This is a genomic window from Chryseobacterium sp. AG363 (assembly GCF_003610675.1).
GTDB classification, from domain to species: Bacteria; Bacteroidota; Bacteroidia; order Flavobacteriales; family Weeksellaceae; genus Chryseobacterium; species Chryseobacterium cucumeris.
In genome coordinates, this window is the sequence record NZ_RAQF01000002.1 from 725,369 (window position 1) to 750,578 (window position 25,210).

Here is a 25,210-nt window from a genome sequence, read left to right on the forward strand (position 1 = left end):
TTAATGCCGAAAAAAATAATAAGAAATCTTCAGTTCGGAGTAGGTCTTTCACTTTTGATTTTAATAGCCAGCTCGTTGGCTTCTTATTGGAGTATCCAAAATCAGATGAACCACCGTGAAAATCTTTCCAAAAGCAGACGTTCTGTAACAGCGGTGAAAGACGTTCTCGTTGCTTTACTGGATGCAGAAACAGGAAACAGAGGGTATCAGCTTACCGGAAGGGAAGATTTTCTTGAACCTTATAAACGGGGATTAAGAGAATATCCTAAAGCTTTGGTACGCGCTGAATCTTTGGATATCGATGATCAGAATCAAATTCAAAGACTTGCAGGCTTAAAAGCAGCAGTTGATCAGGTAATGCAGAACCTGAAACATTTGGTTGAGAACAGACGAAGAGGCATTATCATGACGCAACAGGAAATTACTGAGGGTAAAATCTATATGGATCAGTGCCGGAAAATTGTCAATGATTTTGTACAATATGAAGAAAACCAGGTTGAAATTAAAAATAATGATCTCAACCGTTCGTCCGGTACAACTGTCCTTTTTATCCTTTTTTCCGCCGTTGCTGCAGTGGTTGTCACTGTATTTTTCTATATAAAAATGCGCGCAGATCTTATCCGAAGAGATAAGCTTGAGAAAATGCTTAAGGCAAAAGATGAAGAAATGACGCGCCGTGTAAGTGCTATTCAAAGAATTGCCAACAGAGTAGCGAATGGGGATTACAGTGAAAAAGCGGTGGATAATGCTCAGGATGATCTTGGAGATCTGGTAGAATCTCTTAATCACATGACGGAGTCTCTCAAAACCTCTTTTGATAAGATTAATAAGAGCGACTGGCGTCAGAAAGGGCTTGCGCTACTGAATGAATCCCTGGTAGGGAATAAGACTGTACAGGAAGTTTCCAATAAATCTTTAATGCAGTTGATTGAATACGGAAAATGTATTAATGGTTCTGTGTATTTATATGATGAAGGAATTTTAAAACTTAATAAAGCATTTGGACTGGAATCCAATATGAAAAAAGCTTTTGAACCCGGAGAAGGAATGGTGGGACAGGCTTTTGTTAATGCTAAGACACAGGTTTATAATAACCTTCATGAAGAAGATTTTGTGGTTACTTTTGCCAGCAGTACGATTAAAATTTACGGAATTATATTGCTGCCGCTATTTGCAGACGGCCATATAATAGGAGTATTAGAGCTTGGTTCTACTTCTAATTTTGAGGAAGACAGAATACACTATTTTGAAGAATGCTGTACCAATATAGGAATCGCCCTGAGTGCTGCAAAAAGCAGAGAAAAAGAGCAGCAATTATTGGAAGAAACGCAGGCTCAATCTGAGGAATTACAGGTTCAGCACTCTGAGCTTGAAAATCTGAATACGGAGCTGGAAGCACAAACCCAGAAGCTTCAGGCATCTGAAGAAGAGCTTAAAGTACAGCAGGAAGAGCTGATGCAGGCTAATGCAGAACTGGAAGAGCGCTCCAGATTGCTGGAAGAAAAAAATCATTTAATTGCTGAACGTAATAATGAAATTCAGAAAAAAGTAGAAGAGCTGGCATTAAGTACTAAATACAAATCTGAGTTTTTAGCCAACATGTCTCATGAATTGCGTACTCCGCTGAATTCTATTCTTCTTTTATCCCGATTAATGACGGAAAATCCTGACGAAAATCTTAACGAAGATCAAATGGAATCTGCCAAAGTAATTCATAGTTCAGGCACAAGCTTATTAACCCTTATTGATGAAATTCTGGATCTTGCCAAAATAGAATCTGGTAAAATGACGCTTGAATATCAGGACGTAAACCTTGAAGAAGTGGTAAAAGACCTTAAGAGTCTTTTCAATCCTGTATTTCAGGAGAAAGCACTCCCGTTTAATATCGAAATCGATGCAAATGTACAGAAAGTGATCGAAAGTGACCGTCTGAGAATTGACCAGGTATTGAGAAATTTATTGTCGAATGCCCTAAAATTTACCACAAAAGGAAGCATCGGTTTACACATCAAGAAACATTCTGAAAAACCTGATTTTATCATATTCTCAGTGAAAGATACAGGCGTTGGAATAGCAGAAGATAAGCAAAAAATTATCTTTGAAGCATTCCAGCAGGCTGATGGATCTACCAAAAGAAAGTTCGGAGGAACAGGTTTAGGTCTGTCCATAAGCCGTGAAATAGCAAGACTTCTTGGAGGTGAATTAGTTTTGAAAAGTGAGATAGATAAAGGAAGTGAATTCAGCTTTATTATTCCTGCACACGCGGTGACAGAGATTATACATTCTGAGACAGATCAGGATCTTGTAGAGGTAATTCGTGAAGATGTGGAAGAAATTCAGAATATTCTTGATGAAGGAGAACCAAAAGTAATTCCGGTAAATACCCTTGAAATTCCTGAAGATGTAGCAGACGACAGAGAAAATATTCAGGAAGGAGATAAAGTCATTCTGATTATTGAAGATGATATCAATTTTGCAAAAGCTTTATTGAAATATGCCCATCTGCAGAGCTATAAAGGAGTGGTTGTGGTAAGAGGAGATTATGCTCTTTCAGCGGCTCAGAAGTACCATCCGCATGCTATTTTACTGGACGTTCAGCTTCCTGTGAAAGATGGCTGGGAGGTCATGGATGAACTGAAATCTGATCCTTATATCAAACATATTCCGGTTCATATGATGTCTGTTCTTCATCTTAAAAAAGAAAGTCTGATGAAAGGTGCCGTTGACTTTATTAACAAACCGGTAGCACTGGATAAAATGACTGACGTTTTCAGAAAGATTGAAGAAGCCTTAAAAAAAGGATCTCAAAAAGTGCTGATTGTTGAAGAAAATGCCAAACATGCCAGTGCATTGTCTTATTTCCTGAGCAATTTTAATATCTCTTTATCTGTAGAACATACGGTAGAAGATAGCGTAAAAGCACTGACTTCTGATCTTGTAGACTGCGTTATTCTGGATATTGCGAGCGCAAAAGGAAATGATTATCACGTCATAGAATCTATCAAAAGCCATGAAGGACTGGAAAACCTTCCCATTATCATCTTTACAGAACACCATTTATCTAAAGAAGAAGAGCTTAAAATAAAGCAATACGCAGATTCAATTGTTGTAAAAACAGCGCATTCGTACCAAAGGATTTTGGATGAAGTAGGATTGTTCCTGCATCTGGTGGAAGAAAAAAATAATTCCGCAGAAAGTACTGCAGGCAGAATGCTGGGATCCCTAACAGAGGTTCTGAGTGGTAAAAAGGTTCTGATTACCGATGATGATGTCCGCAATATTTTTTCTTTAACCAAAGCACTGGAAAAATATAAAGTAGAGGTTATTGTAGCCATGGACGGAAAGCATGCTCTGGAGCAAATTCACCACAATTCTGATATAGACGTGATCTTAATGGATATGATGATGCCGGAAATGGATGGTTATGAAACCATAAAGCAGATCAGAAAAATGCCGGCATTTAAAAAACTGCCTATTATAGCGGTAACCGCAAAATCAATGATTGGAGACCGTGAGAAATGCATTACAGCAGGTGCTTCGGATTATATCTCAAAACCAGTAGATATTGATCAGCTGTTATCGCTGCTTCGCGTTTGGTTGTATGAAAGTTAAACAGATAAAATTCTGATGAAAAAGAAAATTTTAATTGTGGATGATGATCCACGTAATATATTCGCATTGAAACTCACCCTTAAGGCCCGCGGATATGCAGTAGAAACCAGTACGATGGCTCAGCAAGCTTTAGATATGCTAAAAGCTGATCCTGATTTTTCAATGGTGCTTATGGATATGATGATGCCGGGAATAGACGGATATGAAGCCGTAAGAATCATAAGAAATACGCCTGAAATTAAAGATATACCAGTTATTGCAGTAACCGCACAGGCTATGCCTGAAGACCGTGAGAAATGTATTGAGGTAGGCGCTGATGATTATGTTTCAAAGCCTATTGATGTAGACCTTTTACTAATGGCAATAGAAAAACTTTCATAGATGCTGGAACCAAGTATCGTAAAAGATGGAGAAATAGAATATCTGATCAACGATGTCTATGAGATGTATGGCTATGACTTTTCAGGTTATAGCAGGGCTTCGTTTAAAAGAAGGGTAAACAGGATATGTCTTTTGGATAGGTTTACCAGCTTCGCGGAACTTAGGTATACCCTTATGAATGATGTGGAATATCTAAAACGTTTTGTAGAAGAAGTTACAGTAAATGTTACAGAAATGTTTCGGGATCCTTCTTTTTTCAAAGCATTACGTGAGAAAGTTCTGCCCCAATTAGGCACTTATCCGCTGATTAGGATCTGGATTGCGGGTTGCTCTACGGGAGAAGAAGCCTATTCTATTGCTATTTTATTGAAAGAGGCAGGGTTGTATGATAAATCCCTGATTTATGGTACAGATTTAAATCCCGCAGTTCTTGAAACAGCCAGAGCCGGTGTTTTCCCGTTATATCAGATGAAATTATATTCTGAAAATTATATGCTTTCAGGAGGAAAACGTGATTTTTCAGATTACTATACGGCCAATTATGATAGTGTAAAATTTGATAAAAGCTTACAGGAAAAACTTATTTTATCTACGCACAACCTGGTTTCAGACAGTTCTTTCAATAGCTTTCAGCTGATTATATGCAGAAATGTTCTGATCTATTTTGATAGAGAACTGCAGGAAAGAGTTTTTAAACTTTTCGATAATAGTCTGGAAAATTTAGGTTTTCTGGCTTTGGGAGCAAAAGAAACACTCAGGTTTTCCACTATTGAAAAGAATTACCATCAGATTGAAGACCAGAAAATCTGGAAAAAGCTTGATCATCATTAATAACCAATGCTATGGAATCACAGAAAAACATTGAATTAATTGTTATAGGAGGATCAGCAGGCAGTTTACAGGTCATTATTGAAATGATCAAAAACCTGAATGATATTCTGAAAATCCCAATCGTAGTGGTGGTTCACCGTAAAGCCCAATCCGGAGACATTCTGAGAACCTTATTGCAGCAGTTCACGAAAATACCGGTGATAGAAGTAGAAGATAAAACTGAAATAGACAATAATGCGATTTATATTGTTCCGGCAGATTATCATTTGCTGTTTGAGAATAAGAAAAATATGTCATTGGACAGCTCAGAAAAAATGAATTATTCCCGTCCTTCAATAGATGTTACCTTCAGGTCTGCAGCAGAAATTTATGGAGAGAATATGATTGGAGTTCTTCTGTCTGGAGCCAATGCTGATGGAGTAGAAGGGCTTTGTTATATTAAAAAAAATAACGGACAGGTATGGATCCAGGATCCTGAAACGGCAGAAGTGGAATATATGCCCAAACATGCCGTAGAAGAAATAGATTATGACCAAATTATCAAACCGGATAATCTGGCAGATTATATCAATCAGTTGTAATAGAATAACCTAAATAATATGAGCAAAAAGAAAATTTTAATTTTTGATGATGACGCTGCTATTTTGGAAGTGATTACCATCATATTTGAAGAGAATGGCTACGAGGTCAGAATCTCAGAAACTTCACATGATATTCTGGAGAAAGTGGCCGAATATCATCCCGATGTTATTCTGATGGATAACTGGATTCCGAAAATTGGAGGAGTGGAAGCCACAAAACTTCTGAAAAACAGTGAAGAATTCAATCACATTCCTGTCATTTATGTTACGGCAAACAATGATATTGCTGCTTTAGCTTCCGAAGCAAAGGCAGATGATTATGTTTCAAAACCTTTTAATCTGGATGATCTTGAAGAAATGGTGGCAAAGCACATAAAAGAGCAGGTGTAAATCTTTCGATTTTCCAAATAAAAAATCTCTCAAATTTTGAGAGATTTTTTTATATATTATTCAGAGCAGAAATCATTTGACTTTTTGTTACGTGATAACTGTTGACGTTATGAATTAAAGAGCGTAATAAAAGATAGAGCTGCGGGTTTTCCATAATGGTATGAGAAAATGTCTGCACAAGAATTAATTTTTTTGAAACTATATTATGTGCAGTGATATATTCAGAGCTAAGATCAATGTCAATATTTAATTCCTTATTCACCTTAAGTTTAAAATATTCATCTATTAAATACTTATCATTAATCAGGTCTAAAGATTCTATTTTCGTTTCGTCCATATTGTTGATAATTAAACTGTAAAATACAAATGTTATACCGTACGGGGAAAAATATGAGGAGATTATAACATTATAAAGAGCAATCTGATTAAAATGAATTTTGCATTGATGATAGGTTTTCTGACCGGCTCTTTAATACAGTTTGGAATAAATAGATGTTCTGGGATTCAAAAACTCTAAAAATCTTTATTTGAAAGGATATATGGATAAAAGAATCTACCCTTTAGGGGTAGATCCAGTAGATAAATACATCTCATTTTTTTAATTAGACAACAATAAAAAGCACAGCCGACAATGCTGTGCTTAAATTTTTATTTCAAATTTAATTGCAATTTCAAGAGTAGTAAGAAAAGCAAATAAAGTTTCCACTTCGATGTTTATTACATAGTAAATGTAGCAATTATTTTAATACGAAATATGAATTAAATGTTAAAATTCACAAGTTATCCACATTTTTTTGTGGATAACTTGTGGAGCTTTTTGAAATTACTGTTCAGAAAGATATTTTAAGCAAAATCATTAAGTATTCTTTCCTCTTCATATGTCACTTTTTTATTCATATTTCCATCAATAGTCATATAATATTTCTTCATGAAAAACTATTTCATTATACAGAATAAAAGAATGACCTTAGCTCATCTGCAAATAGATGAGGTAATTCTAGGGCGGCAAAATGGCCACCTTCATTCATCTTTTTAAAGCTGGTGACATTCACAAAACGTTCTGCCCATTCTTTTGGAAACTGGGCTTCGCGTGGAAATACAAGTACTCCTGCAGGAACGCTGCTTTTTTGATGAACCTGTGTTCCGCTCCATAAAGCCGCTGCATCTTCTTTGTACATTCTGGCCGAAGATCCTATGGTTTGTGTGACCCAATAAATCATAATATTAGTCAGTAATTCGTCTCTACCCCCAAATGCTGCTTCAATCAGCTCCGGAGAAGCTCCTGCATTGGTAAAGCTAATGATCCAGGCTGCCAATCCGACAGGAGAATCATTGAGACCATAGGCCAGAGATTGAGGTTTGGTAGACTGTACCATGGCATAAGCTCCTTCGCTGTACCACCACTGCTGAACAAACTGCGCGAATTCCTGTTCTTCTTTACTCAGTGTGGTGAAATCTTCCTGACCGGTAGGGTATCCCACATCGGTAAGATGAACAGCTTCCAGGACTTCAGGGTATTTTGAAGTCAGTGCTTTTACTACGCCCATGCCGATATCTCCTCCTGCAGCATAAAATTTTTTGTAGCCAAGTACTTCTGTCATTAATTTTTTCCAAAGATCAGCGACTCTTTCGCTGCTGACTGCTGTTTTATCAGAAAAACCAAATCCCGGAATGGAAGGGATAACCAGATCAAAACTCTTTTCGCCTTCTGTAAGCAATGGGATAATTTTATGAAAACGGTAATAGCTATCCGGCCAGCCATGAGTAAGAATCAATGGTTTTGGGTTAGGACCTTTTCCCCTTATGTATTGAAAATGAATTCGAACTCCGTCTATCAATACGATATACTGAGGATGCTGATTCAATTGCTGTTCGCGCATTCTCCAGTTATAATCATTGATCCAGTAATGGGTAAGTTCTTTTAGGTAAGTTTCGTTGGTTCCGTAGTTCCAGCCTGAGCCTTCAGGTTCTCCGGGCCAGCGGGTATTTTGCAGGCGATTTTTAAGATCGGTGATCACCGATTCAGGGATGTTTACTGTAAAGGGTTCCATATTATTATATTTTATTAGTGTAGATGTTTTTGGTGGAATGTGCTGGTAGTAAGCTTATTATCAAAGTTAAAAACTTTCTCTTTTAATATATGTTGTCAAAATCATAATTTTTTGATTTTTTTAATAAGGAAAATAAGTAACTTTAATTCATTAAAATCTCGTAATACATATTACTATGAGTCAGGTGTTACTTTTAAGCCTGAACATCTTAGGTTCAATTTTCTGAACCCTATATACCTATTATTCTTATCTAAAGAAAAGACAATTCATCTTTTATAATACTAATGGTCATTAGCGGTGAATCAGCTGCTGATTATTGATATTTAATATTAAAAAAAATCATTATGAAAATCCATAAAATTGCCATCATCGGCGGAACCGGAAAATCCGGACAATATCTGGTACAAAACCTTCTTGAGAAAGGATATCATCTTAAACTTTTATTAAGGCATCCCAAGAATTTCACCCTTCAAAATCCATTAATTGAAGTGGTAAAAGGAGATGCAAGGGATACAACAGCGATCGATGAATTGATTCTAGGAACTGATCTTGTCATGAGTACTTTAGGGCAGCCAAAAGGAGAGAAGTCTATTTTTAGTGATGCTACAAAAAATATCATTTCTGCAATGAGTCATCATGGAATCGGTCGCTATATTGTAACTACAGGCTTGAGTGTAAATACACCGTCCGATCATAAAAATGAAAAGGTAAAGATGGCGACAGACTGGATGTATCAGAATTACCCTGAGACTACAACTGATAAACAAAAAGAATATGAACTTCTTCTGGAGAGCAACCTGGATTGGACCTTGGTAAGACTACCTCTGATTCATCTTACAGAGGACCGTTTTCCAACGGAAATAAGCCTTACAGACTGCAAAGGAGAAAGTATCAGTGCTGTAGATCTTGCTGATTTTTTAGCTTCTCATATTGAAAATTCTGAGTATATCAGGGAAAGTCCGTTCTTGTATAATATAAAATAGTAAAGAATCTATAAAGAAGAAGCTGCCACAAAAGCCAAATAATTTGGCTTTTGTGGCAGCTTTCTTTTATGGGATCAAGATTTTCTATTTCTTACGGCCATACATCAGGATGCGCTTGAATGCATAGATAGCCGGATATTTTGTAAACCTTTTGGCGATACGAGATTTAAATTCGGAGATGAATTGTTCTTTCTGTTTTCCTTCCAGACGTTCTACATAAGGTAATAATGCTGTTCCTGAAATAAAGGTGTATAAAGCCTCGTGATCATTCGCAATGATGGGATATACTTTCTGAAATATTTCAATCTCCTGAATTCCGTTATCAAATAATATCTGGGCATAATCATCCATTGAAAGCACCGGAGAATCGCGGTTAAAATGATTTAACTGGGATGCATAAGGCTCCTCATCTGCCATTTCCGTTAGAATCTGGTTCAGAATATTTTCTTTCTGGACGGGCATTTGTATGGCTAACTGTCCATTCTCTGAAAGTAATCCAATGATTTTAGGAAATAAAGTTTTGTGATCATCAGCCCACTGTAAAGCGGCATTACTGAAGACAAGATCCCATTTCTGATCAGACAGTGCTGCTTCTTCAATGCTCTGAAGCTTAAAATGTAAATGATCGTTTTCAAATTTCTTTGATTTTTCAAGCATTTCTGCTGATGAATCAATTCCTAAGAATGTAGAACCTGTGAGTTTTTCCGTTAGAATAGAGGTTTGTTCTCCGGTTCCACAGCCTAAATCAATAGCTTTTATATTATTTTCAGGCTTAATTAATGCTGCTAAATCATAAAAGGGTTTGTAACGTACATCTTTGTATTGATCGTATAATTCGGGATTCCAAGGCATAAAGAATAATTTTGTAATGGGTTAATAAGTTGAATAAAGATAAAGAATCTAAATAACAATCGGCTGTTTTTAAAACAGCCGATTGTATTTATTGTTCCAATTTTTCTTTGATGTATTTTGCCGTATAGGACTTTTTATTTTTAGTCAGATCTTCAGGTGTTCCTGCAAATACAACTTCGCCACCATGTTTTCCGGCTTCCGGACCGATATCGATAATATAATCGGCACATTTGATGATATCAGGCTGATGCTCAATAACAATCACTGAATGTCCAAGATCAATCAAAGCCTGTAATGACTTCAGTAATTTCTGAATATCATGGAAGTGAAGCCCTGTAGAAGGTTCGTCAAAGATGAATAATGTTTTATCTGTGGTTACTCCTTTTACAAGAAAAGAAGCCAGTTTCACACGCTGTGCCTCACCACCTGAAAGGGTAGAAGAGCTTTGTCCCAGCTGCAGGTAGCCTAATCCTACTTCCTGCAAAGGTCTCAGCTTTGTTACAATCTTTTCTTCATTATTATCTTTAAAGAATTCTAATGCTTGATCTACGGTCATATGAAGAATATCAGAGATGTTTTTTTCATCAAATCTTACTTCAAGGATTTCATTTTTGAATCGGGTTCCTTTACAAACTTCGCATTCAAGCTCGATGTCTGCCATAAACTGCATAGACACATTGATTACTCCTTCTCCTTTACATTCATCACATCTACCTCCATCCACGTTGAAAGAGAAATGCTTAGGCTTGTAACCCATCATTTTGGCCACTTTCTGCTTGGCAAAAAGATCACGGATATCATCGTAAGCCTTTAGATAGGTGACAGGGTTTGAACGGGATGATTTTCCAATCGGGTTCTGATCAATCAATTCAATATTTTTGATCAGTTTTTTCGGGAATTCTACAGAATCATAGTCTCCTTTTTTACCACCCATTCCAAGTTGGATCTGGATGTCATTGGTAAGGATCTCTTTCATCAAAGTAGACTTTCCACTTCCTGAAACTCCGGAAATGACTACGAGACTTTCCAAAGGAACGTCTACATCTATATTTTTAAGGTTATTCTGACGCGCACCTTTAATATGAATCCATTCTTTTCCTTTTCTTCTTTTTTTCGGAACTTCAATTTCAAGTCTTCCCGTAAGATATTCTGAAGTAAGGGTATTGGCTTTTTTCAAATCTTTATAATCACCGGCAAATACCAGTTCGCCACCAAGATAACCTGCTTCCGGACCAATATCAATAATATAGTCTGCCGCTCTCATCACATCCTCGTCGTGTTCTACTACAATAACGGTATTTCCAAGGTCACGAAGATTTTTCAATACTTCGATCAGGTTTTCGGTGTCTTTAGAGTGCAGTCCGATAGAAGGTTCATCCAATATGTAAATAGAACCGACCAGAGAACTTCCTAAACTGGTTGCTAAGTTAATTCTCTGGCTTTCTCCTCCTGAAAGGGTATTGGACGTTCTGTTTAAGGTTAAATATCCTAATCCTACCTTTAATAAAAATTCCAGGCGGGTGGTGATTTCATAGATCAGTCTTTTGGCTACTTCTTTGTCATGATCAGAAAGCTTCAATCCATTAATGACAGGAGCCAGCTCATCCAAAGGAAGCTCAATCATCGATTGAATATTGTGTCCGTCTACTTTTACCCAGCTTGTTTCTTCACGAAGTCTCAACCCTTCACATGTCGGGCAAAGGGTTTTTCCTCTGTAACGGGAAAGCATTACTCTGTACTGGATTTTATAAAGGTTTTCTTCAAGCATCTTGAAGAAATTATTGATGCAAGGGAAACTGCTCCTTCCGTCACCTTTCCAAAGGAAGTTTTTCTGTTCTTTTGTTAATTGATGATAAGGTTTGTGGATAGGGAAATCACCTGCTTTTTTGATGAAATCTTTTTTCCATTCGCTCATCGTTTCTCCTCTCCAGCAGACAACGGCATCTTCGTAGATGGATAATGTTTTATTAGGAACTACAAGATCCTCATCAATTCCGATTACTTTTCCGTATCCTTCACACGCCGGACATGCTCCGTATGGGTTATTAAAGCTGAAAAAATGAACGTTGGGTTCAAGGAACTCCATGCCGTCCAACTCAAATTTATTGGAAAATTCTTTTACTTTTTCTGTATCGATGTTCTTTAGTGAACAATATCCGCGTCCCTCATAGAACGCCATTTGTATAGAGTCTGCAAGTCTCTGTAAAAAACTTTCGTCTTCTTCGTATGAGAAACGGTCGATGACAAGATTAATAGTCATTCCTTTTTCAGGAGTAAAACCAAAACTTTCAAGGTCTTCAATTCCTGCAACATTTCCATTGATTTCAAGCCTTGTGAAACCTGCCAGTTTTAAAATATTTAAGGTTTCTTTGAAATTGTCAACATCATATTCCAAAGGAGCAGTTAATAGAAAGGAAGTATCTTTTTTTGAAGCCTTGATGAAGTCGACTACATCAGAAACCGAATCTTTCTTCACTTCTTCTCCCGAAACCGGTGAAAAGGTTTTCCCGATCCTTGCAAACAAGAGCTTCATATAATCGTAAATCTCTGTAGAAGTTCCCACAGTAGAACGCGGATTGGAAGAAATTACTTTCTGCTGGATGGCAATAGAAGGTGCAAGTCCTTTGATATCGTCCACTTTTGGTTTTTCTAATTTTCCCAAAAACTGACGGGCATATGAGCTTAAACTTTCTACATATCTTCTCTGTCCTTCTGCATAAATAGTATCAAAGGCCAAAGAGGATTTTCCACTTCCTGAAACACCTGTAATAACAATAAGTTTATTTTTCGGAATCAGGACGTCTATATGTTTCAGATTGTTAAGATGTGCATTCTTAACGAAAATCTGTTTCTTTATGTCTATTTCTGTTGTGTTAGCCATATTTTGTTTATTCATAAAAGTAACTGTAAAGCATTAAAACTTTCAGTATAATGGTGTTTTGCCTTAGAATTTTCCCAGGCTGTCATCAATTGAACTTTTGCCGGTATTCCCAAATTCATCTGATATTCTGCAGCTGTAATTTTTTAGATTGCCGATAGAATTACCGTTGAAAAAGAATGCTTTCATCGTAAAATTAAGACCCACAAAATTACGAAATTTTAGCGAAAAATTTACGCTTATCTTATTGTTAAAAATTGTTATTATCAACATGAAATAAGAAGGCGAAAAAGGAAATAAATCTGTTGATGAATGATAAAAATGAATATTTTTTGTGGACTTAATGTTGTTTTACGGTTTATTTTACAGTGTTTTATATAATTTTTAAAAATATATTGTGTTTTTTTGTTTAACTATTGTTTTATGTTGTAAAATTATTTAAAATTGTAGCCGTAAATATGTAATATAGAAATGAGAAAATTATTCAGAGATCTAGTTACACATTTAATGAGAAAAAGATAGAATTACTCCCTCACACAGATGCAGCATTACGTTGCATCTTTTTTTATGACAACTATCATTTGCCTGTCTTGGTGAACTCTCTTACTTTTGGACTCTGTTAAAAAACTACGGAAACGATTATGATCAAAAAGATAGGAAGTGCTTTTTTTCTGGGATCTTTACTTTGGGTAAATGCACAGGAAAAGACAACAGATATTGAAAGCATCGAATTTCAGGGAAAATTTATCTCTACACCTTATAAAAGTGCCAATCAGAACATCAGTGTTATCACCAGAGAAGACATTGTAAATTCTCCGGCTAAAAGTATAGACGAAATCCTTCAACAGGTGCCAGGAATGGATATCAGAAGGAGAGGAGCTAATGGTGTGCAGAGCGATATCGGTTTTCGTGGTAGTTCTTTTGAGCAGGTTCTTCTGTTGTTGAACGGAATCAGGATGAATGATTCCCAGACCGGACATAATAATATGAATATTCCGGTAGATCTGGATGAGGTAGAAAAGATAGAAATCATAAAAGGTCCGGCTGCAAGACGTTTCGGGCAGAATGCTTATGCCGGTGTTATCAATATCGTTACCAAAACTACCCCAGGGAAAAAAGTAAAAATCAGTGCAGAGGGTGGAGATTACGGCAGCTATGGTCTGGGATTTAACGCGCAGATCGGAAATGAAAAATTCACGAACTCCCTGCAGGCGAATTCAGCTTCATCAGAAGGGTATATGTTCAATACGGATTATGAGATCAGAAATGTATTTTATCAGGGAAAGCTGAATATCAAAAACGGAGATGTAAGAGTACAGGCCGGGTTTTCGGAAAAGAAATTCGGAGCCAATGGTTTTTATGCTTCCAGTGCTGCTACCAAACAGTATGAGGAAACACAGGCCTCTATTGTAAGTGTAGCTCATCAGCAGACTTTTGGAAAGCTGAAGCTTAACTCTAATGTGTATTGGAGAAGAGGGCAGGATATGTATCTTTATGACAGATGGAATCCGGATTTTTACCGAAATATGCACATCGGAAATAACGTAGGTGGAGAAGTGAATTCCAGCTATCAGTGGGGGTTGGGAATAACCGGAATTGGTGTTGAACTGAGAAAAGAATTTTTAATAAGCAGTAATTTGGGTGACCGAAACCGTTTTGTATCTCAGGTTTTCTTTGAACATCATTTTTCATTACTGGATAAAAAACTGAACATCAGTCCGGGAATTTCATGGGCTAATTATTCTAAAGAAGGAAATTTCTTTTATCCGGGGCTTGACGTAGGCTATAACTTTAATACTAATTCTAAAATCTACGGAAATATCGCAAAAGTACACCGTGTACCCACTTTTACCGAACTTTATTATGTGAGTAAAACAGAACAGGGAAATCCGGATTTACAGCCTGAAAATGCTTTGTCATCAGAGATAGGTTATCAATATCAAAATAACAGAATTTTAGCAAAAATAAGTGGATTTCTTAGGAATTCCAGCAACTCTATTGACTGGGTAAAAAAAGACCTTAGTGATAAAGTATGGTATGCCCAGAATGTAGGAGATATCAAAACAAAAGGAGTCGAAGCCGAGTGGAGCCACAGACCGACAGACTGGTTAAAATATACAGTAGGATATACTTATATTGATAGTAAATATGAAGAAAAAGCTGGTGTGATTTCAAGATATATTCTGGACAATCTGAAGCATCAGTTTGTGTCCAAGTTAGAGGTGAAATTCCTGAAAAACTTTACCAATGAGCTTGTTTACCGTTACAACGAAAGAGTCAATCTGGGAACCTATAATCTTGTAGATGAGAAGCTGAGTTTTGCTAAGAAAGATTATTCAGTGTATGTGTTGATTAACAATTTGACCAACACAAAATATACTGAAGCATTTGGGGTGGGAATGCCGCAAAGGTGGTTCCATATTGGGTTTTCTTATACAATTAATATTAAGTAGGTGTTAATTTAATATTAATGAAAGTTAATATTAACAAATTGTTAAAAAATATACATTTGCAAAAATTTTTTATGAAACGTCTTATAGGCTTAGGTTTATTACTTGGAATATCTTTTTTTAAAGCACAGGAACACATTTCCAGCTTCAATGCAGTGACTCTGACCTATAAGTTTCATCCGAAATTTTTCCTTTATGCTGAAGGGCAGATGCGTGGTAACGAAGATTATACCTACCCTGATTATTATGAAATAAAAGGGGGGCTAGGGTATAATCTTACCAAAAACCACAAACCTTTTGTAGGACTGGGAAGATATGTTAACTATAAAGAACATAGCCTGAGCAGAGAGGAGTTCAGGGTATGGCTTCAGGACGTTATTGATATCAAGAAAGGTATCGTAAAGTTTGAAAACCGTTTCCGTGCTGAAAAGAGCTGGTTTTACGAGCCAAAAACAGATCAGACTTCCCAGAGAATGCGTTACAGATACCGTCTGAACGTTAGTGTTCCTTTGAACGCTAAAACCATTAAGAAAGGAACTGTTTTCGCTAATGCTTATGACGAGGTTTTCTTTGTCTCTCCGATGAAGCCTACTTTCGCCAGAAACAGAGTCTATGGCGGTTTCGGCTATCAGATCGATGATTATTTCGGAATAGTGAGCGGATATCTGTGGCAGCGTGAATTTGAAGCAAAAGGAAACAAAAATTTACATTTCGTTTACCTTGCTTTAAATATCAATATCGATGGAACAGATCATCACACGAAGAGTTACGATTTCCCGGGTGCGGATTAATTCTTATTTAAATCTGCCTGAAAGTTTAGCAGCTCGAGTTTAGAATTAAGATAATGATCATTCAGTAATGTCTGATATTTTTCAATTACTGACGATATGGCATTTACTTCATGTTCAAGGTATTTATCTTTGTTGAAATAAATATATTCAGAGTTTACAAATTCCTGTAAGAGGTTTTTATCTTCAGCTTTTAAAGCATCCTGGTAAGCCGAGTTTTCAATCAGTTGCTTGGTTATCAGTTTAAAAGGTTCTTCTGCTTTCAATAGTTTGGCCCTGTGTTTACGTATTTCTTCAAAAGGTAAGGTAACAGCCATAAACTGAAGATAGGGTGTAAAGTCATTAAGGCCTTTTTGAAAATCATCGAATTCCTTATCGATTAACGCAAACTTTTTGTATTTGTTAAGAAGGTCTTTTTTCAGGTTTTCATTGGAGATATGATAGTAATGCTGAAAAATAGCTTTGTCATTTTCCAAAAGTTCTTCTTTTACTCTCGCCAGTTCATTTTCCAGTTGAGGGATGAGGCCTGCAGCATCTTTTGCTTTGTATAAAGTGCCGTCAAATCTGAATGTTTTTATTTCTTTAGGATGGGAAACCAGATAATGCAAAATCTGTATATCACCTTCTATCCCTGATTTTTCGTAAACTAAAGATACCTTTCTGTCATTGAAAAGATCTTCGCCCTGATGAGCTGGAATATCAGAAATAACAGATTCAATGTTTTCTATAACAGGGTTATGCCTTTCGTAATATCCGTTAAAATCTGAACTGAAGGTCTGATAGATATTATAATCGAGATACAGCCTGACGAACGCTTCATCCTCTATTACTTCACCTACATTTTTTACCGTGCGTAATGTCAGGTATTTTGAAGTCATAATTTCACAAATTTTATCAAATCCGCTGATAATTTCCTTTGCATATCTGTGGTCTGCAGCTGTATTTCTTGTTTTGTTTGTTTTAATCCTTTCAATTCTTTTTAAAATATCCGGATGTGAAGTCCACTGATCTTCAATTTCTATTTTTGATTTATTATAGCGGGTAAGATCTTCAGCATCTATTTTTGGAAGTCCGTTGATATAAGGGTGGTTATTCCTTTCGGATAGGATTTTCATTAAAGAAATCTGATTCTTGTACAGATCTTTTGGAAGATATTTCTGTTTATTTTCAATATAAAAATTAAAAGAACTAATAAAAGCAACATCACTTAATTCCAGTCTTAATAAAGATGATGTCTGCTCATCAGGATTGGTTATATAGGTTGAAATAGCATCTGCATGATATTCCATTTCTCTTTGCAGAGAAGCATGATTTTTGAAAAGAAAACTGGACATGCCTTTAAGCACGGACTGAAATGCATTAATAAAACTAACTGAAATCAAACCAAAAATTTTAAAAATAGCATTTCCTCCGGAAAATTCCATGATAAAGTTTTCGTAGTCTTTGTTATTGTAAACGGTTTCAAAAATAATTTTTTCTGCCTGGCTTACATAACCGCCGACTTTCATGCTTTTTTGAGAGAAATGTCCAAATTCGTGAGCCAGAATTGTCCGCAATTCTCCTACACTTGTAGTATTGATCAACCCAACTCCAATTGTCAGATTTTTCTTTACCGGCAAAAACATGCTCCAGAAAATAGAATTATAGCTTACACTGGCGTTTACGTCCGGAGAAAGAAAAACTTTTTGAGGAGCTTTCACTCCTGTTTCAGCCACAATTTCATCAATAATAGCAAAAAGCTGAGGCTGATGGGATCTGTTAACCTCCAGCAAATGACGCGTACTGTAATGGTTTTTTCTAAAAATAAATTTTACAAGGAAAATAAAAACAAAAATTCCAACACTTAATAATCCTGCTGCACCAAAAACGGTAAAGTAATTGAGAGAAATGCTTAACAGTTTTATTGCTCCATATCCTAATAAGAATATCATAAGGAGTGAGGCGAGTATAAGTATCAGATAGATCAGGAAAAAAACTGAAATGGATACAATAGCAGAAACCAGCTTAGATTGATAAGCTGATGAAATTTTGGGTAGGTTATTAGTCATGTGTGTTTTTTTTTATTTAGTATTTCTCTATCAGATAACGATAGGCTTTCAGATATTTATTGAACCTTTTGATATCTTTAGGGGTAAGCTCTCTGTTGACTCTTCTGAGATCCATATTGTCTCGAAGGTCATTGAGCTTTACAGCAACAGATAGCAGAGATCTTTCTGTTCTTTTGATGAATTCATCATAATCTTCTTCCGGATCAAGCTTTGTAAGGCAGCTGATGGCAAAAATAATATATTCAGGAAATCCTTCCGACCTTAAATAGTCCAGACTAAACTCCTGTGGATGGTCTTCTACAACATCGTGAAGTACTCCAACGATTTTTTCATCCAGTGTTTTACAATAGTTCATCACCCGCATTACGTGGGCAATGTAGGGAGCATGGTATTTATCGGTTTGTCCTTTATGAGCCTTATCGGCGATTTTGATTGCTTTATTCAGTAATTCTTCTTTTGTCATTTCTAATGAAAAATAGAGTACAAAAATAAAAAATGCCTTAAAAAAATAAGACATTTTATGAAGAATATTTTATATGATTTTAAAAGTCTGTTTCGTCCTCTATATGAGCATGAGGAGCATTGTTTTTTACAGATTCTATTCCGTTTTCCATACCATTGTCAGATTCATACATCTGGCTGGTTCCGATGATCTGTCCGTTTCCGGCTTTTAGATTAAAATAACATCTGCCGTCATTGGCTGTATTTCTTTCAAATTTTGCGTCTTCCTGTGCATTGAGTTTTACGGATCCGATTCCGCTTTCACAGGAAGGTTTGGTACTGTATCCCTGGCTGGTTAAAATAACCTGCCCGTTTCCAGCTTTGAGGTTGAACTGAAAGTCTCCGTTTGTTCTTTTAGAGATAATAAATTTTCCCATGGTAATAGTTTTTAGTTTGTGTTATGTTATTTGGATGGTAGTATTTTTTTCCGATTGACCTGAAGCTTATCTGGAGTAATCGAATTTAGAATTTTATATTGTGAATAATCCTTTGAAGATTCTTTTAAAGCCAGATAAAGAATTGTATCATTGGGCTTAACCGTTAATATTTTGTAAAGTTCTTTTTGAGGTTGATCGGGTTTCAGAGCAAAATATCCCGGGAATTTCCCTTTAGCAACAATTTTTGTGGTATCCATCTTGGGAACAGGAAGTAAATTATCTTTTTTTTGTGCTGAAAAAGTAACGGAAATAAGGAGTATTGGAAATAATAAAATTTTCATGTGTTAGTTATTTTAAAATAAAAATAATAATTTTTTTTGAATAACCTTGCTAAATACCATTAATTTCAATGGATGTCATAACTGATAAAGATCAAAAAAGCGCCCCAAAATTGGGACGCTGAATCAAATTTATGTTATTAAAGATTAATAAGATCCTTTCTCGATATAGTGAGCGGCTACTTTTTCAGTAAGCGCTACTACATTCGGATGGTTGGTATATTTAGTGAATCTTCTTAATCCAGAAAGCATCATTCTCTGCTCATCTCCTTCAGCAAAAGAAACAATTCCTTCTTTAGCTGCAGTGATGATTTTCTCAACAGCTTTGTAAAGATTTAACTGAGCCATAGCTGCTTCTACAGATTCAGGAGAGAAGTGTTTCTCTGCTCTTAGTACTGCAGATTCTGCCATGTAGATCTGGTTAAGGATTTCAGATGCATTCAATAATAAATGCTGTTGTTTTTCAATATCCATCATATATTTCTGAAGAGCTGCTCCGGAAACCATTAGGAATACTTTCTTAAGGTTTGCGATAATTGCTTTTTCTTCGCTCATGAATTCTGAATAATCAGGAACTTCAAATGAAGGGATACCCATCAATTCTTTGCTGATGGCCATAGCAGGTGATAAAAGATCCAATTCACCTTTCATCGCTCTTTTAATAAGCATTCCTACGGCTAATAATCTGTTGATTTCGTTGGTACCTTCATAGATTCTTGAAATTCTTGAATCTCTCCAAGCCGCTTCCATAGGAGTGTCTTCAGAGAATCCCATCCCTCCGTACACCTGGATTCCTTCGTCTGCTGTGTGCTGGGCAAGGTCAGAAACGAATACTTTAAGGATTGAGCATTCTACCGCGAATTCTTCAACACCTTTCAGTTCTGCTTCCTGATGGCTTAATCCACCTGCTACTAATTCGTCAATTTTATCCTGAACGTTTTTAGCTGCTCTGTAAGAACCTGCTTCACTTACGAAAACTCCGGTTGCCATTTCAGCAATTTTCTTTCTGATCGCTCCGAAAGTAGCGATTGAAACACCAAACTGTTTTCTTTCGTTAGAGTACTGGATAGAGTGGTTTAAAATTCTTCTCTGTGCATCAAGACATGCTGCAGCCAATTTGATACGGCCTACGTTCAATGCATTCAAAGCGATCTTGAAACCATTGTTTCTTTCTCCTAAAAGATTTTCCACAGGAATTTTCATATCATTGCAGAAGACCTGACGGGTAGAAGAAGCACGGATACCTAATTTATGTTCTTCTTCTCCGAAAGTTAAGCTTTCAGGGTTTTCAAGTTCCGATCTGTTGATGACAAATCCTGTGATATTTTTATCATCATCAATTTTAGCAAATAATGTAAATGTATCTGCAAATCCTGCATTGGAGATCCACATTTTCTGACCGTTGATGATATAATGTTTTCCGTCTTCGGAAAGTTTTGCTTTTGTTTTTCCTGAATTGGCATCAGAACCAGCATCTGGCTCTGTCAAACAGTAAGCTCCGAATTTTGTTCCCGTTGCTAAATCCGGAAGGTATTTTTTCTTCTGCTCTTCAGTTCCGTAAAGAACGATTGGCAGGGTTCCAATTCCGGTGTGTGCACCATAAGCTGTAGCCAATGAACCTGTAGTTCCTGATAGATAATCACAGGCAAGCATTGTAGTCACAAAGCCCATTCCAAGACCTCCGTATTCTTCAGGAACAGCGATTCCCAACATCCCCATTTCTCCCAGTTTACGCATGGTCTCTTCAGTAAATGCGTAATCTTTCTTCTCAAAACGTTCTCTTTGAGGAACTACTTCTCTATCTATAAATTCCTTCGCAGAATCACGAAGCATCTTTTGTTCTTCATTCAGTTCTTCAATACTGAAAATTTCATTTGCAGGAATCTGTTTGATCAGGAATTCCCCGCCTTTTAATGTAGCCATATATTATTTTGTTTTTTAAATTTTTTGAGACATTCAGATAATAGACGGATAGATGATAGACTTTTATACTGTCTATTTTCTTTCGGTCCCTTATCTCCTAGTCTTTTGTTTTCTTAGTCCCTGTTTAAAGTATTCTGAAATACCATTGTTGCTTTTTGAAATTCTTCAATCTTAATTTCAAAGATTTCAGTTTTTTCATCAGATAAATATTTTCTATGATTTGCTAACAATATTTATGTTTGCAATTCAAATGAAGAACCTAAAGAAATATCCAAAAAATGACTAAAAGACTGATTTGTCCTGCTTGAACCTTCAGCTATATTTGATGGAATTGAAATTGCACATCTGTCCATTTGATTTTTCAAACCATACTTTTCATAAATCGGAAAAGTATCTGTAAGATCTAAAGTTAATCTTGATAATTCCATACTCATTTGCCAAATTTTAAGCTTTTTAAAATTGTGCCTCTTAAAAAATCATTCATTCATTTTTGGTGTCTTTAAGTCTATTATCTATCCGTCTATTAAAGAAGTTCAAAAATAGAAGCTGCTCCTTGACCGGTTCCTACACACATAGAAACCATTCCGTACTTGTTGCCTCTTCTTCTCATTTCGTCAAGAAGTTGTACTGTCAGTTTTGTTCCTGTACATCCAAGCGGGTGTCCAAGGGCGATTGCTCCTCCGTTTACGTTTAAGATATCAGGATTTAAACCTAATTCTTTTTTAATAGCAACAGATTGAGAGGCGAAAGCTTCGTTAAGCTCGATCAAATCGATATCTTTTAATTCTAAACCAGCCTGTTTCAATGCTTTTGGAATAGCATAAATTGGCCCCATTCCCATGATTCTTGGTTCTAATCCGGCTGCAGCATAAGCCACTAATCTTGCCTCAGGCTCCAGTCCTAATTCTTTTACCATTTCCTCACTCATTACCATTACGAAAGCGGCTCCGTCACTCATTTGAGAAGAGTTTCCGGCAGTTACGCTTCCTCCGTTGGCAAATACAGGTCTTAGTTTTGCTAATCCAGCTAAAGAAGTATCAGCTCTAGGCCCTTCATCTACAGAGAAATCAAACTTTTTAGTCTGCAGTTTCTGATTTTCGTCCAGGAAATTATATTCTACAGGAATCGGAACAATCTGGTTGGCAAATTTACCTTCCTGATTAGCTTTTAAAGCCTTCATATGAGATTCAAAAGCAAACTGATCCTGTTCTTCTCTTGTAATATTATATTGTTTTGCAACTTCTTCCGCTGTGTAACCCATTCCCCAGTAATAATCAGGGTTTGTTTTTGCGATATCCGTTTCAGGAACCGGCTTATAACCTCCCATAGGAATATATGACATAGATTCTGTACCACCCGCGATGATACAATCTGCCATACCAGCCTGAATTTTCGCAGAAGCAATAGCAATTGCCTCACTTCCTGATGCACAATATCTGTTCACGGTTACTCCCGGAACTTTATCGGTATTTAACCCCATCAAAGAGATCAGACGCGCCACATTAAGCCCTTGTTCAGCTTCCGGCATTGCGTTTCCTACGATAAGGTCATCAATTCTGTTTTTATCTAATTGTGGTAGCTCAGCCATTAATTTTTCAATAACGGTAGCCGCCATGACATCAGGTCTTGTAAATCTTAAACTTCCTTTTGGAGCTTTTCCAACGGCAGTTCTGAAACCTTTTACTATGTATGCTGTCTTTGACATTGTTTTATTAATTAATTGTTATAAAAATTAACCATACTGTTTGTCATGCTGGAAGCATCTATTCAATGTTTGGATCCCTTCGGAATGACAAAGTGTTTGTTAATTATTTTTGAAAGTATTAGTTTCTTAATGGTTTTCCGTTCTGTAACATGTACTGGATTCTCTCCAGAGTTTTTCTTTCTCCACAAAGCTGAAGGAAAGTTTCCCTTTCAAGGTTCAATAGATACTGTTCCGTTACAACTGTTGGCTCTGATAGATTTCCACCTACCATCACGTTGGCTAGTTTATCAGCAATTTTCTTATCGTGTGCAGAAATAAAGTTTCCGGTTAACATCTGGTCAGTTCCTACGTAGAACATTCCTAATGCGTCTTTACCCAAAACTTTTACTTTCTGTTCGATGGGCTGGGTATAGCCTTGCTCTGCTAATAGTTTCGCTACTTTTTTCGCTTCAGCAATCTGTCTGTTTTTGCTTACGGAAACGATGTCTTTTCCTTTTTCAAGGATTCCCATATCGTAAGCTTCGTAAGCAGAAGTAGCTACTTTACCCATAGCGATGTTCATGAAAGCATCACGAAGTCTGTTATTTTTAACATCATCATTGTGGAATTCTCTGGAAGTTCTTAAAGTCAATTCTTTAGTACCACCACCACCAGGAATGACTCCAACTCCGGTTTCTACAAGTCCTATATACGTTTCTGCCGCTGCAACCACTCGGTCTGCATGCATGGTCATTTCGCATCCTCCACCTAAGGTCATTCCGTGAGGAGCAACTACTACAGGAATAGAAGAGTAGCGTACTCTCATCATTGATTTCTGGAAGTAAGCAATTGCCATATTCAAATCATCCCAATCCTGCTCAATAGCCATCATAAGAATCATCGCAAGGTTGGCTCCTACAGAGAAGTTAGCTCCCTGATTTCCTACAACCAATCCATCATATTCTTTTTCTGCCAAATCAATCGCTCTGTTTAATCCGTCAAGAACTTCACCTCCAAGAGAGTTCATTTTTGAACGGATCTCAAAGTTGATAATTCCGTCTCCCAAATCTTGGATAGCAGCCCCTGAATTGCTCCAAAGCGTTTTATTTTTTCTGATATTATCTAAGATGATGAATGCATCCTGACCAGGGATCTTGTTGTATTCTCCTGAATTTTTATCAACGTAAATGCTTTGACCCTCGTCATTAACTTTATAGAAAGTTTCTACATTTTTCACCCAGTCAGAAACTTCGTATCCTGCATCTTTTGCCAGTTCAATACCTTTCTGAACACCTACGGCATCCCAGATTTCAAATGGACCGTTTTCCCATCCGAAACCGGCTCTCATCGCATCGTCAATTTTATAGACCTCGTCAGAGATTTCAGGTACTTTATGCGAAACGTAAGCAAATAATGCTCCTAAAGACTTTCTGTACAATTCACCAGCTTTATCTTTACCACCAATTAATACTTTAAATCTGTCAATCGGTTTATCTATAGATTTTGTTAATTCCAGAGTAGGGAAGGATGATTTTCCTTGAAGTTCATACTCCAAAGTATCAAGGTTTAATCCGTGAATTTCAGATTTTCCTTCTGCATTTTTCACTTTTTTATAGAAACCTTGTTCTGTTTTTGAACCTAGCCATTTATTATCCATCATCTTCTGGATATAAGGAGGAAGGGCAAATACATCATTGAAGTCATTCGCTTCAGCACCGCTTTGACGAACTCCGTTGGCTACCATTACCAAAGTATCAAGACCTACAACGTCAGCTGTTCTGAATGTAGCAGATTTTGGACGTCCGATTACGGGACCTGTTAATTTATCAACATCAGAAACGGTAAGTCCTAATTTCTGTACATTGTGAAGAAGATCCATCATAGAAAACACCCCAATTCTGTTGGCGATGAAAGCTGGTGTATCTTTGGCTAAGACAGTCGTCTTACCCAGGAATTTCGCTCCGTAATTCATATAGAAATCGATGATTTCAGGAGCTGTATCGTTGGTTGGGATAATCTCTAAAAGGGGAAGATATCTTACCGGGTTGAAGAAGTGTGTTCCGGCAAAGTACTTCTTGAAATCCTCGCTTCTCCCTTCTGTAAGGAGATGAATAGGAATACCGGATGTATTGGAAGAAATTAATGTTCCCGGTTTTCTGAACTGTTCAATTTTTTCGTACACAGACTTCTTGATATCAAGTCTTTCAACGACTACTTCAATGATCCAGTCGGTATTTTTTATTTTCGGCAAATCATCATCGAAATTTCCGATTTTGATTCTGTCTGCAAACTTTGGTGAATAAAGAAGTGCAGGACTTGCTTTTTTAAGTTTTTCAAAGTTTTCGGAAGCAATTCTGTTTCTTACTGCTTTGTCATCTTTGGTCAAGCCTTTTTTCTGTTCAGCTTCAGTAAGTTCAAAAGGAACAATATCCAAAAGTGATACTTCAACGCCGATGTTGGCGAAGTGAGCAGCGATTCCGCTTCCCATAATTCCTGAACCAAGAACCGTTACATGTTTGATTCTTCTTTTCATATGTAAATT

Annotated in this window: 20 protein-coding genes; 8 read left to right on the plus strand and 12 right to left on the minus strand. The window is 36.6% G+C overall.

Annotation, left to right across the window (positions count from 1 at the left end; translation table 11 throughout):
- The first annotated feature begins 3 nt into the window (after positions 1-3).
- Genes DEU39_RS03225 through DEU39_RS03245 form a run of 5 tightly spaced genes read left to right on the plus strand, consistent with a single transcriptional unit; the run spans position 4 to position 5,795 of the window.
- Positions 4-3,612 (plus strand): response regulator, encoded by a 3,609-nt coding sequence (locus DEU39_RS03225; RefSeq protein ID WP_120230926.1) that lies wholly within the window; start codon positions 4-6, stop codon positions 3,610-3,612.
- Between the two features lie 15 nt (positions 3,613-3,627).
- Positions 3,628-3,993 carry a response regulator gene (locus DEU39_RS03230; protein WP_062670121.1) on the plus strand — a complete coding sequence of 122 codons (366 nt, stop codon included), beginning with the start codon at positions 3,628-3,630 and terminating at the stop codon, positions 3,991-3,993.
- Positions 3,994-4,824, plus strand: a complete 831-nt coding sequence (locus DEU39_RS03235) for a CheR family methyltransferase (RefSeq protein WP_062670119.1) — start codon at positions 3,994-3,996, stop codon at positions 4,822-4,824.
- An 11-nt stretch (positions 4,825-4,835) separates the two neighbouring features.
- On the plus strand, positions 4,836-5,405 hold the full coding sequence (locus tag DEU39_RS03240; protein ID WP_120230927.1) for a chemotaxis protein CheB: 570 nt from the start codon (positions 4,836-4,838) through the stop codon (positions 5,403-5,405).
- A gap of 18 nt (positions 5,406-5,423) precedes the next feature.
- Positions 5,424-5,795 carry a response regulator gene (locus DEU39_RS03245; protein ID WP_062670114.1) on the plus strand — a complete coding sequence of 124 codons (372 nt, stop codon included), beginning with the start codon at positions 5,424-5,426 and terminating at the stop codon, positions 5,793-5,795.
- Positions 5,796-5,844: 49 nt separating this feature from the next.
- Here DEU39_RS03245 and DEU39_RS03250 read toward each other — a convergent pair whose 3' ends face one another.
- Both DEU39_RS03250 and DEU39_RS03255 read right to left on the minus strand, forming a co-directional pair.
- Positions 5,845-6,132, minus strand: coding sequence for a hypothetical protein (locus tag DEU39_RS03250; protein ID WP_120230928.1), 288 nt, complete (start codon positions 6,130-6,132; stop codon positions 5,845-5,847).
- Between the two features lie 607 nt (positions 6,133-6,739).
- Positions 6,740-7,846 carry an epoxide hydrolase family protein gene (locus tag DEU39_RS03255; protein ID WP_120230929.1) on the minus strand — a complete coding sequence of 369 codons (1,107 nt, stop codon included), beginning with the start codon at positions 7,844-7,846 and terminating at the stop codon, positions 6,740-6,742.
- 344 nt (positions 7,847-8,190) lie between these two features.
- Here DEU39_RS03255 and DEU39_RS03260 point away from each other — a divergent pair, with 344 nt between their 5' ends.
- Positions 8,191-8,829, plus strand: a complete 639-nt coding sequence (locus tag DEU39_RS03260; RefSeq protein ID WP_120230930.1) for an NAD(P)-dependent oxidoreductase — start codon at positions 8,191-8,193, stop codon at positions 8,827-8,829.
- 84 nt (positions 8,830-8,913) lie between these two features.
- Here DEU39_RS03260 and DEU39_RS03265 read toward each other — a convergent pair whose 3' ends face one another.
- Both DEU39_RS03265 and uvrA read right to left on the minus strand, forming a co-directional pair.
- Entirely contained in the window at positions 8,914-9,681 is a 768-nt protein-coding gene (locus tag DEU39_RS03265) for a methyltransferase domain-containing protein (protein WP_120230931.1), read from the minus strand.
- An 88-nt stretch (positions 9,682-9,769) separates the two neighbouring features.
- Positions 9,770-12,562, minus strand: a complete 2,793-nt coding sequence (gene uvrA, locus DEU39_RS03270; protein ID WP_120232182.1) for an excinuclease ABC subunit UvrA — start codon at positions 12,560-12,562, stop codon at positions 9,770-9,772.
- Between the two features lie 638 nt (positions 12,563-13,200).
- On the opposite strand from uvrA, the gene DEU39_RS03275 reads away from it, so the two are divergent.
- Both DEU39_RS03275 and DEU39_RS03280 read left to right on the plus strand, forming a co-directional pair.
- A complete protein-coding gene (locus DEU39_RS03275) occupies positions 13,201-15,012 on the plus strand; it encodes a TonB-dependent receptor plug domain-containing protein (protein ID WP_120230932.1) in 1,812 nt (603 codons plus the stop codon).
- A gap of 71 nt (positions 15,013-15,083) precedes the next feature.
- Positions 15,084-15,800 (plus strand): DUF2490 domain-containing protein, encoded by a 717-nt coding sequence (locus DEU39_RS03280; RefSeq protein ID WP_062670101.1) that lies wholly within the window; start codon positions 15,084-15,086, stop codon positions 15,798-15,800.
- Here the strand turns inward: DEU39_RS03280 and DEU39_RS03285 are convergent.
- The 8 genes from DEU39_RS03285 to DEU39_RS03320 all read right to left on the minus strand — a co-directional run bounded on the left by DEU39_RS03285 (position 15,797) and on the right by DEU39_RS03320 (position 25,201).
- The gene (locus DEU39_RS03285) at positions 15,797-17,845 is read right to left on the minus strand and encodes a M48 family metallopeptidase (RefSeq protein ID WP_120230933.1); all 2,049 of its coding nucleotides are present in this window, start codon (positions 17,843-17,845) and stop codon (positions 15,797-15,799) included. The genes DEU39_RS03280 and DEU39_RS03285 overlap by 4 nt on opposite strands.
- A gap of 16 nt (positions 17,846-17,861) precedes the next feature.
- Positions 17,862-18,308 carry a phosphohydrolase gene (locus DEU39_RS03290; protein ID WP_120232183.1) on the minus strand — a complete coding sequence of 149 codons (447 nt, stop codon included), beginning with the start codon at positions 18,306-18,308 and terminating at the stop codon, positions 17,862-17,864.
- 79 nt (positions 18,309-18,387) lie between these two features.
- On the minus strand, positions 18,388-18,723 hold the full coding sequence (locus DEU39_RS03295; protein WP_062670100.1) for a YegP family protein: 336 nt from the start codon (positions 18,721-18,723) through the stop codon (positions 18,388-18,390).
- 26 nt (positions 18,724-18,749) lie between these two features.
- Positions 18,750-19,064, minus strand: a complete 315-nt coding sequence (locus tag DEU39_RS03300) for a hypothetical protein (protein ID WP_120230934.1) — start codon at positions 19,062-19,064, stop codon at positions 18,750-18,752.
- A 144-nt stretch (positions 19,065-19,208) separates the two neighbouring features.
- A complete protein-coding gene (locus DEU39_RS03305) occupies positions 19,209-20,984 on the minus strand; it encodes an acyl-CoA dehydrogenase family protein (RefSeq protein WP_120230935.1) in 1,776 nt (591 codons plus the stop codon).
- 233 nt (positions 20,985-21,217) lie between these two features.
- Positions 21,218-21,427 (minus strand): four helix bundle protein, encoded by a 210-nt coding sequence (locus tag DEU39_RS24795; RefSeq protein ID WP_317126629.1) that lies wholly within the window; start codon positions 21,425-21,427, stop codon positions 21,218-21,220.
- An 80-nt stretch (positions 21,428-21,507) separates the two neighbouring features.
- A complete protein-coding gene (locus tag DEU39_RS03315; RefSeq protein WP_062670092.1) occupies positions 21,508-22,689 on the minus strand; it encodes an acetyl-CoA C-acyltransferase in 1,182 nt (393 codons plus the stop codon).
- A 118-nt stretch (positions 22,690-22,807) separates the two neighbouring features.
- Positions 22,808-25,201, minus strand: a complete 2,394-nt coding sequence (locus DEU39_RS03320; protein ID WP_120230936.1) for a 3-hydroxyacyl-CoA dehydrogenase/enoyl-CoA hydratase family protein — start codon at positions 25,199-25,201, stop codon at positions 22,808-22,810.
- Between the last annotated feature and the right edge of the window lie 9 nt (positions 25,202-25,210).

What these genes read in the sequence shown, in the direction of transcription:
- DEU39_RS03225 (WP_120230926.1), top strand. Translation starts at nt 4, where the DNA reads ATGCCGAAAAAAATAATAAGAAATCTTCAGTTCGGAGTAGGTCTTTCA.
- DEU39_RS03230 (WP_062670121.1), top strand. Translation starts at nt 3,628, where the DNA reads ATGAAAAAGAAAATTTTAATTGTGGATGATGATCCACGTAATATATTC.
- DEU39_RS03235 (WP_062670119.1), top strand. Translation starts at nt 3,994, where the DNA reads ATGCTGGAACCAAGTATCGTAAAAGATGGAGAAATAGAATATCTGATC.
- DEU39_RS03240 (WP_120230927.1), top strand. Translation starts at nt 4,836, where the DNA reads ATGGAATCACAGAAAAACATTGAATTAATTGTTATAGGAGGATCAGCA.
- DEU39_RS03245 (WP_062670114.1), top strand. Translation starts at nt 5,424, where the DNA reads ATGAGCAAAAAGAAAATTTTAATTTTTGATGATGACGCTGCTATTTTG.
- DEU39_RS03250 (WP_120230928.1), bottom strand. Translation starts at nt 6,132, where the DNA reads ATGGACGAAACGAAAATAGAATCTTTAGACCTGATTAATGATAAGTAT.
- DEU39_RS03255 (WP_120230929.1), bottom strand. Translation starts at nt 7,846, where the DNA reads ATGGAACCCTTTACAGTAAACATCCCTGAATCGGTGATCACCGATCTT.
- DEU39_RS03260 (WP_120230930.1), top strand. Translation starts at nt 8,191, where the DNA reads ATGAAAATCCATAAAATTGCCATCATCGGCGGAACCGGAAAATCCGGA.
- DEU39_RS03265 (WP_120230931.1), bottom strand. Translation starts at nt 9,681, where the DNA reads ATGCCTTGGAATCCCGAATTATACGATCAATACAAAGATGTACGTTAC.
- uvrA (WP_120232182.1), bottom strand. Translation starts at nt 12,562, where the DNA reads ATGGCTAACACAACAGAAATAGACATAAAGAAACAGATTTTCGTTAAG.
- DEU39_RS03275 (WP_120230932.1), top strand. Translation starts at nt 13,201, where the DNA reads ATGATCAAAAAGATAGGAAGTGCTTTTTTTCTGGGATCTTTACTTTGG.
- DEU39_RS03280 (WP_062670101.1), top strand. Translation starts at nt 15,084, where the DNA reads ATGAAACGTCTTATAGGCTTAGGTTTATTACTTGGAATATCTTTTTTT.
- DEU39_RS03285 (WP_120230933.1), bottom strand. Translation starts at nt 17,845, where the DNA reads ATGACTAATAACCTACCCAAAATTTCATCAGCTTATCAATCTAAGCTG.
- DEU39_RS03290 (WP_120232183.1), bottom strand. Translation starts at nt 18,308, where the DNA reads ATGACAAAAGAAGAATTACTGAATAAAGCAATCAAAATCGCCGATAAG.
- DEU39_RS03295 (WP_062670100.1), bottom strand. Translation starts at nt 18,723, where the DNA reads ATGGGAAAATTTATTATCTCTAAAAGAACAAACGGAGACTTTCAGTTC.
- DEU39_RS03300 (WP_120230934.1), bottom strand. Translation starts at nt 19,064, where the DNA reads ATGAAAATTTTATTATTTCCAATACTCCTTATTTCCGTTACTTTTTCA.
- DEU39_RS03305 (WP_120230935.1), bottom strand. Translation starts at nt 20,984, where the DNA reads ATGGCTACATTAAAAGGCGGGGAATTCCTGATCAAACAGATTCCTGCA.
- DEU39_RS03315 (WP_062670092.1), bottom strand. Translation starts at nt 22,689, where the DNA reads ATGTCAAAGACAGCATACATAGTAAAAGGTTTCAGAACTGCCGTTGGA.
- DEU39_RS03320 (WP_120230936.1), bottom strand. Translation starts at nt 25,201, where the DNA reads ATGAAAAGAAGAATCAAACATGTAACGGTTCTTGGTTCAGGAATTATG.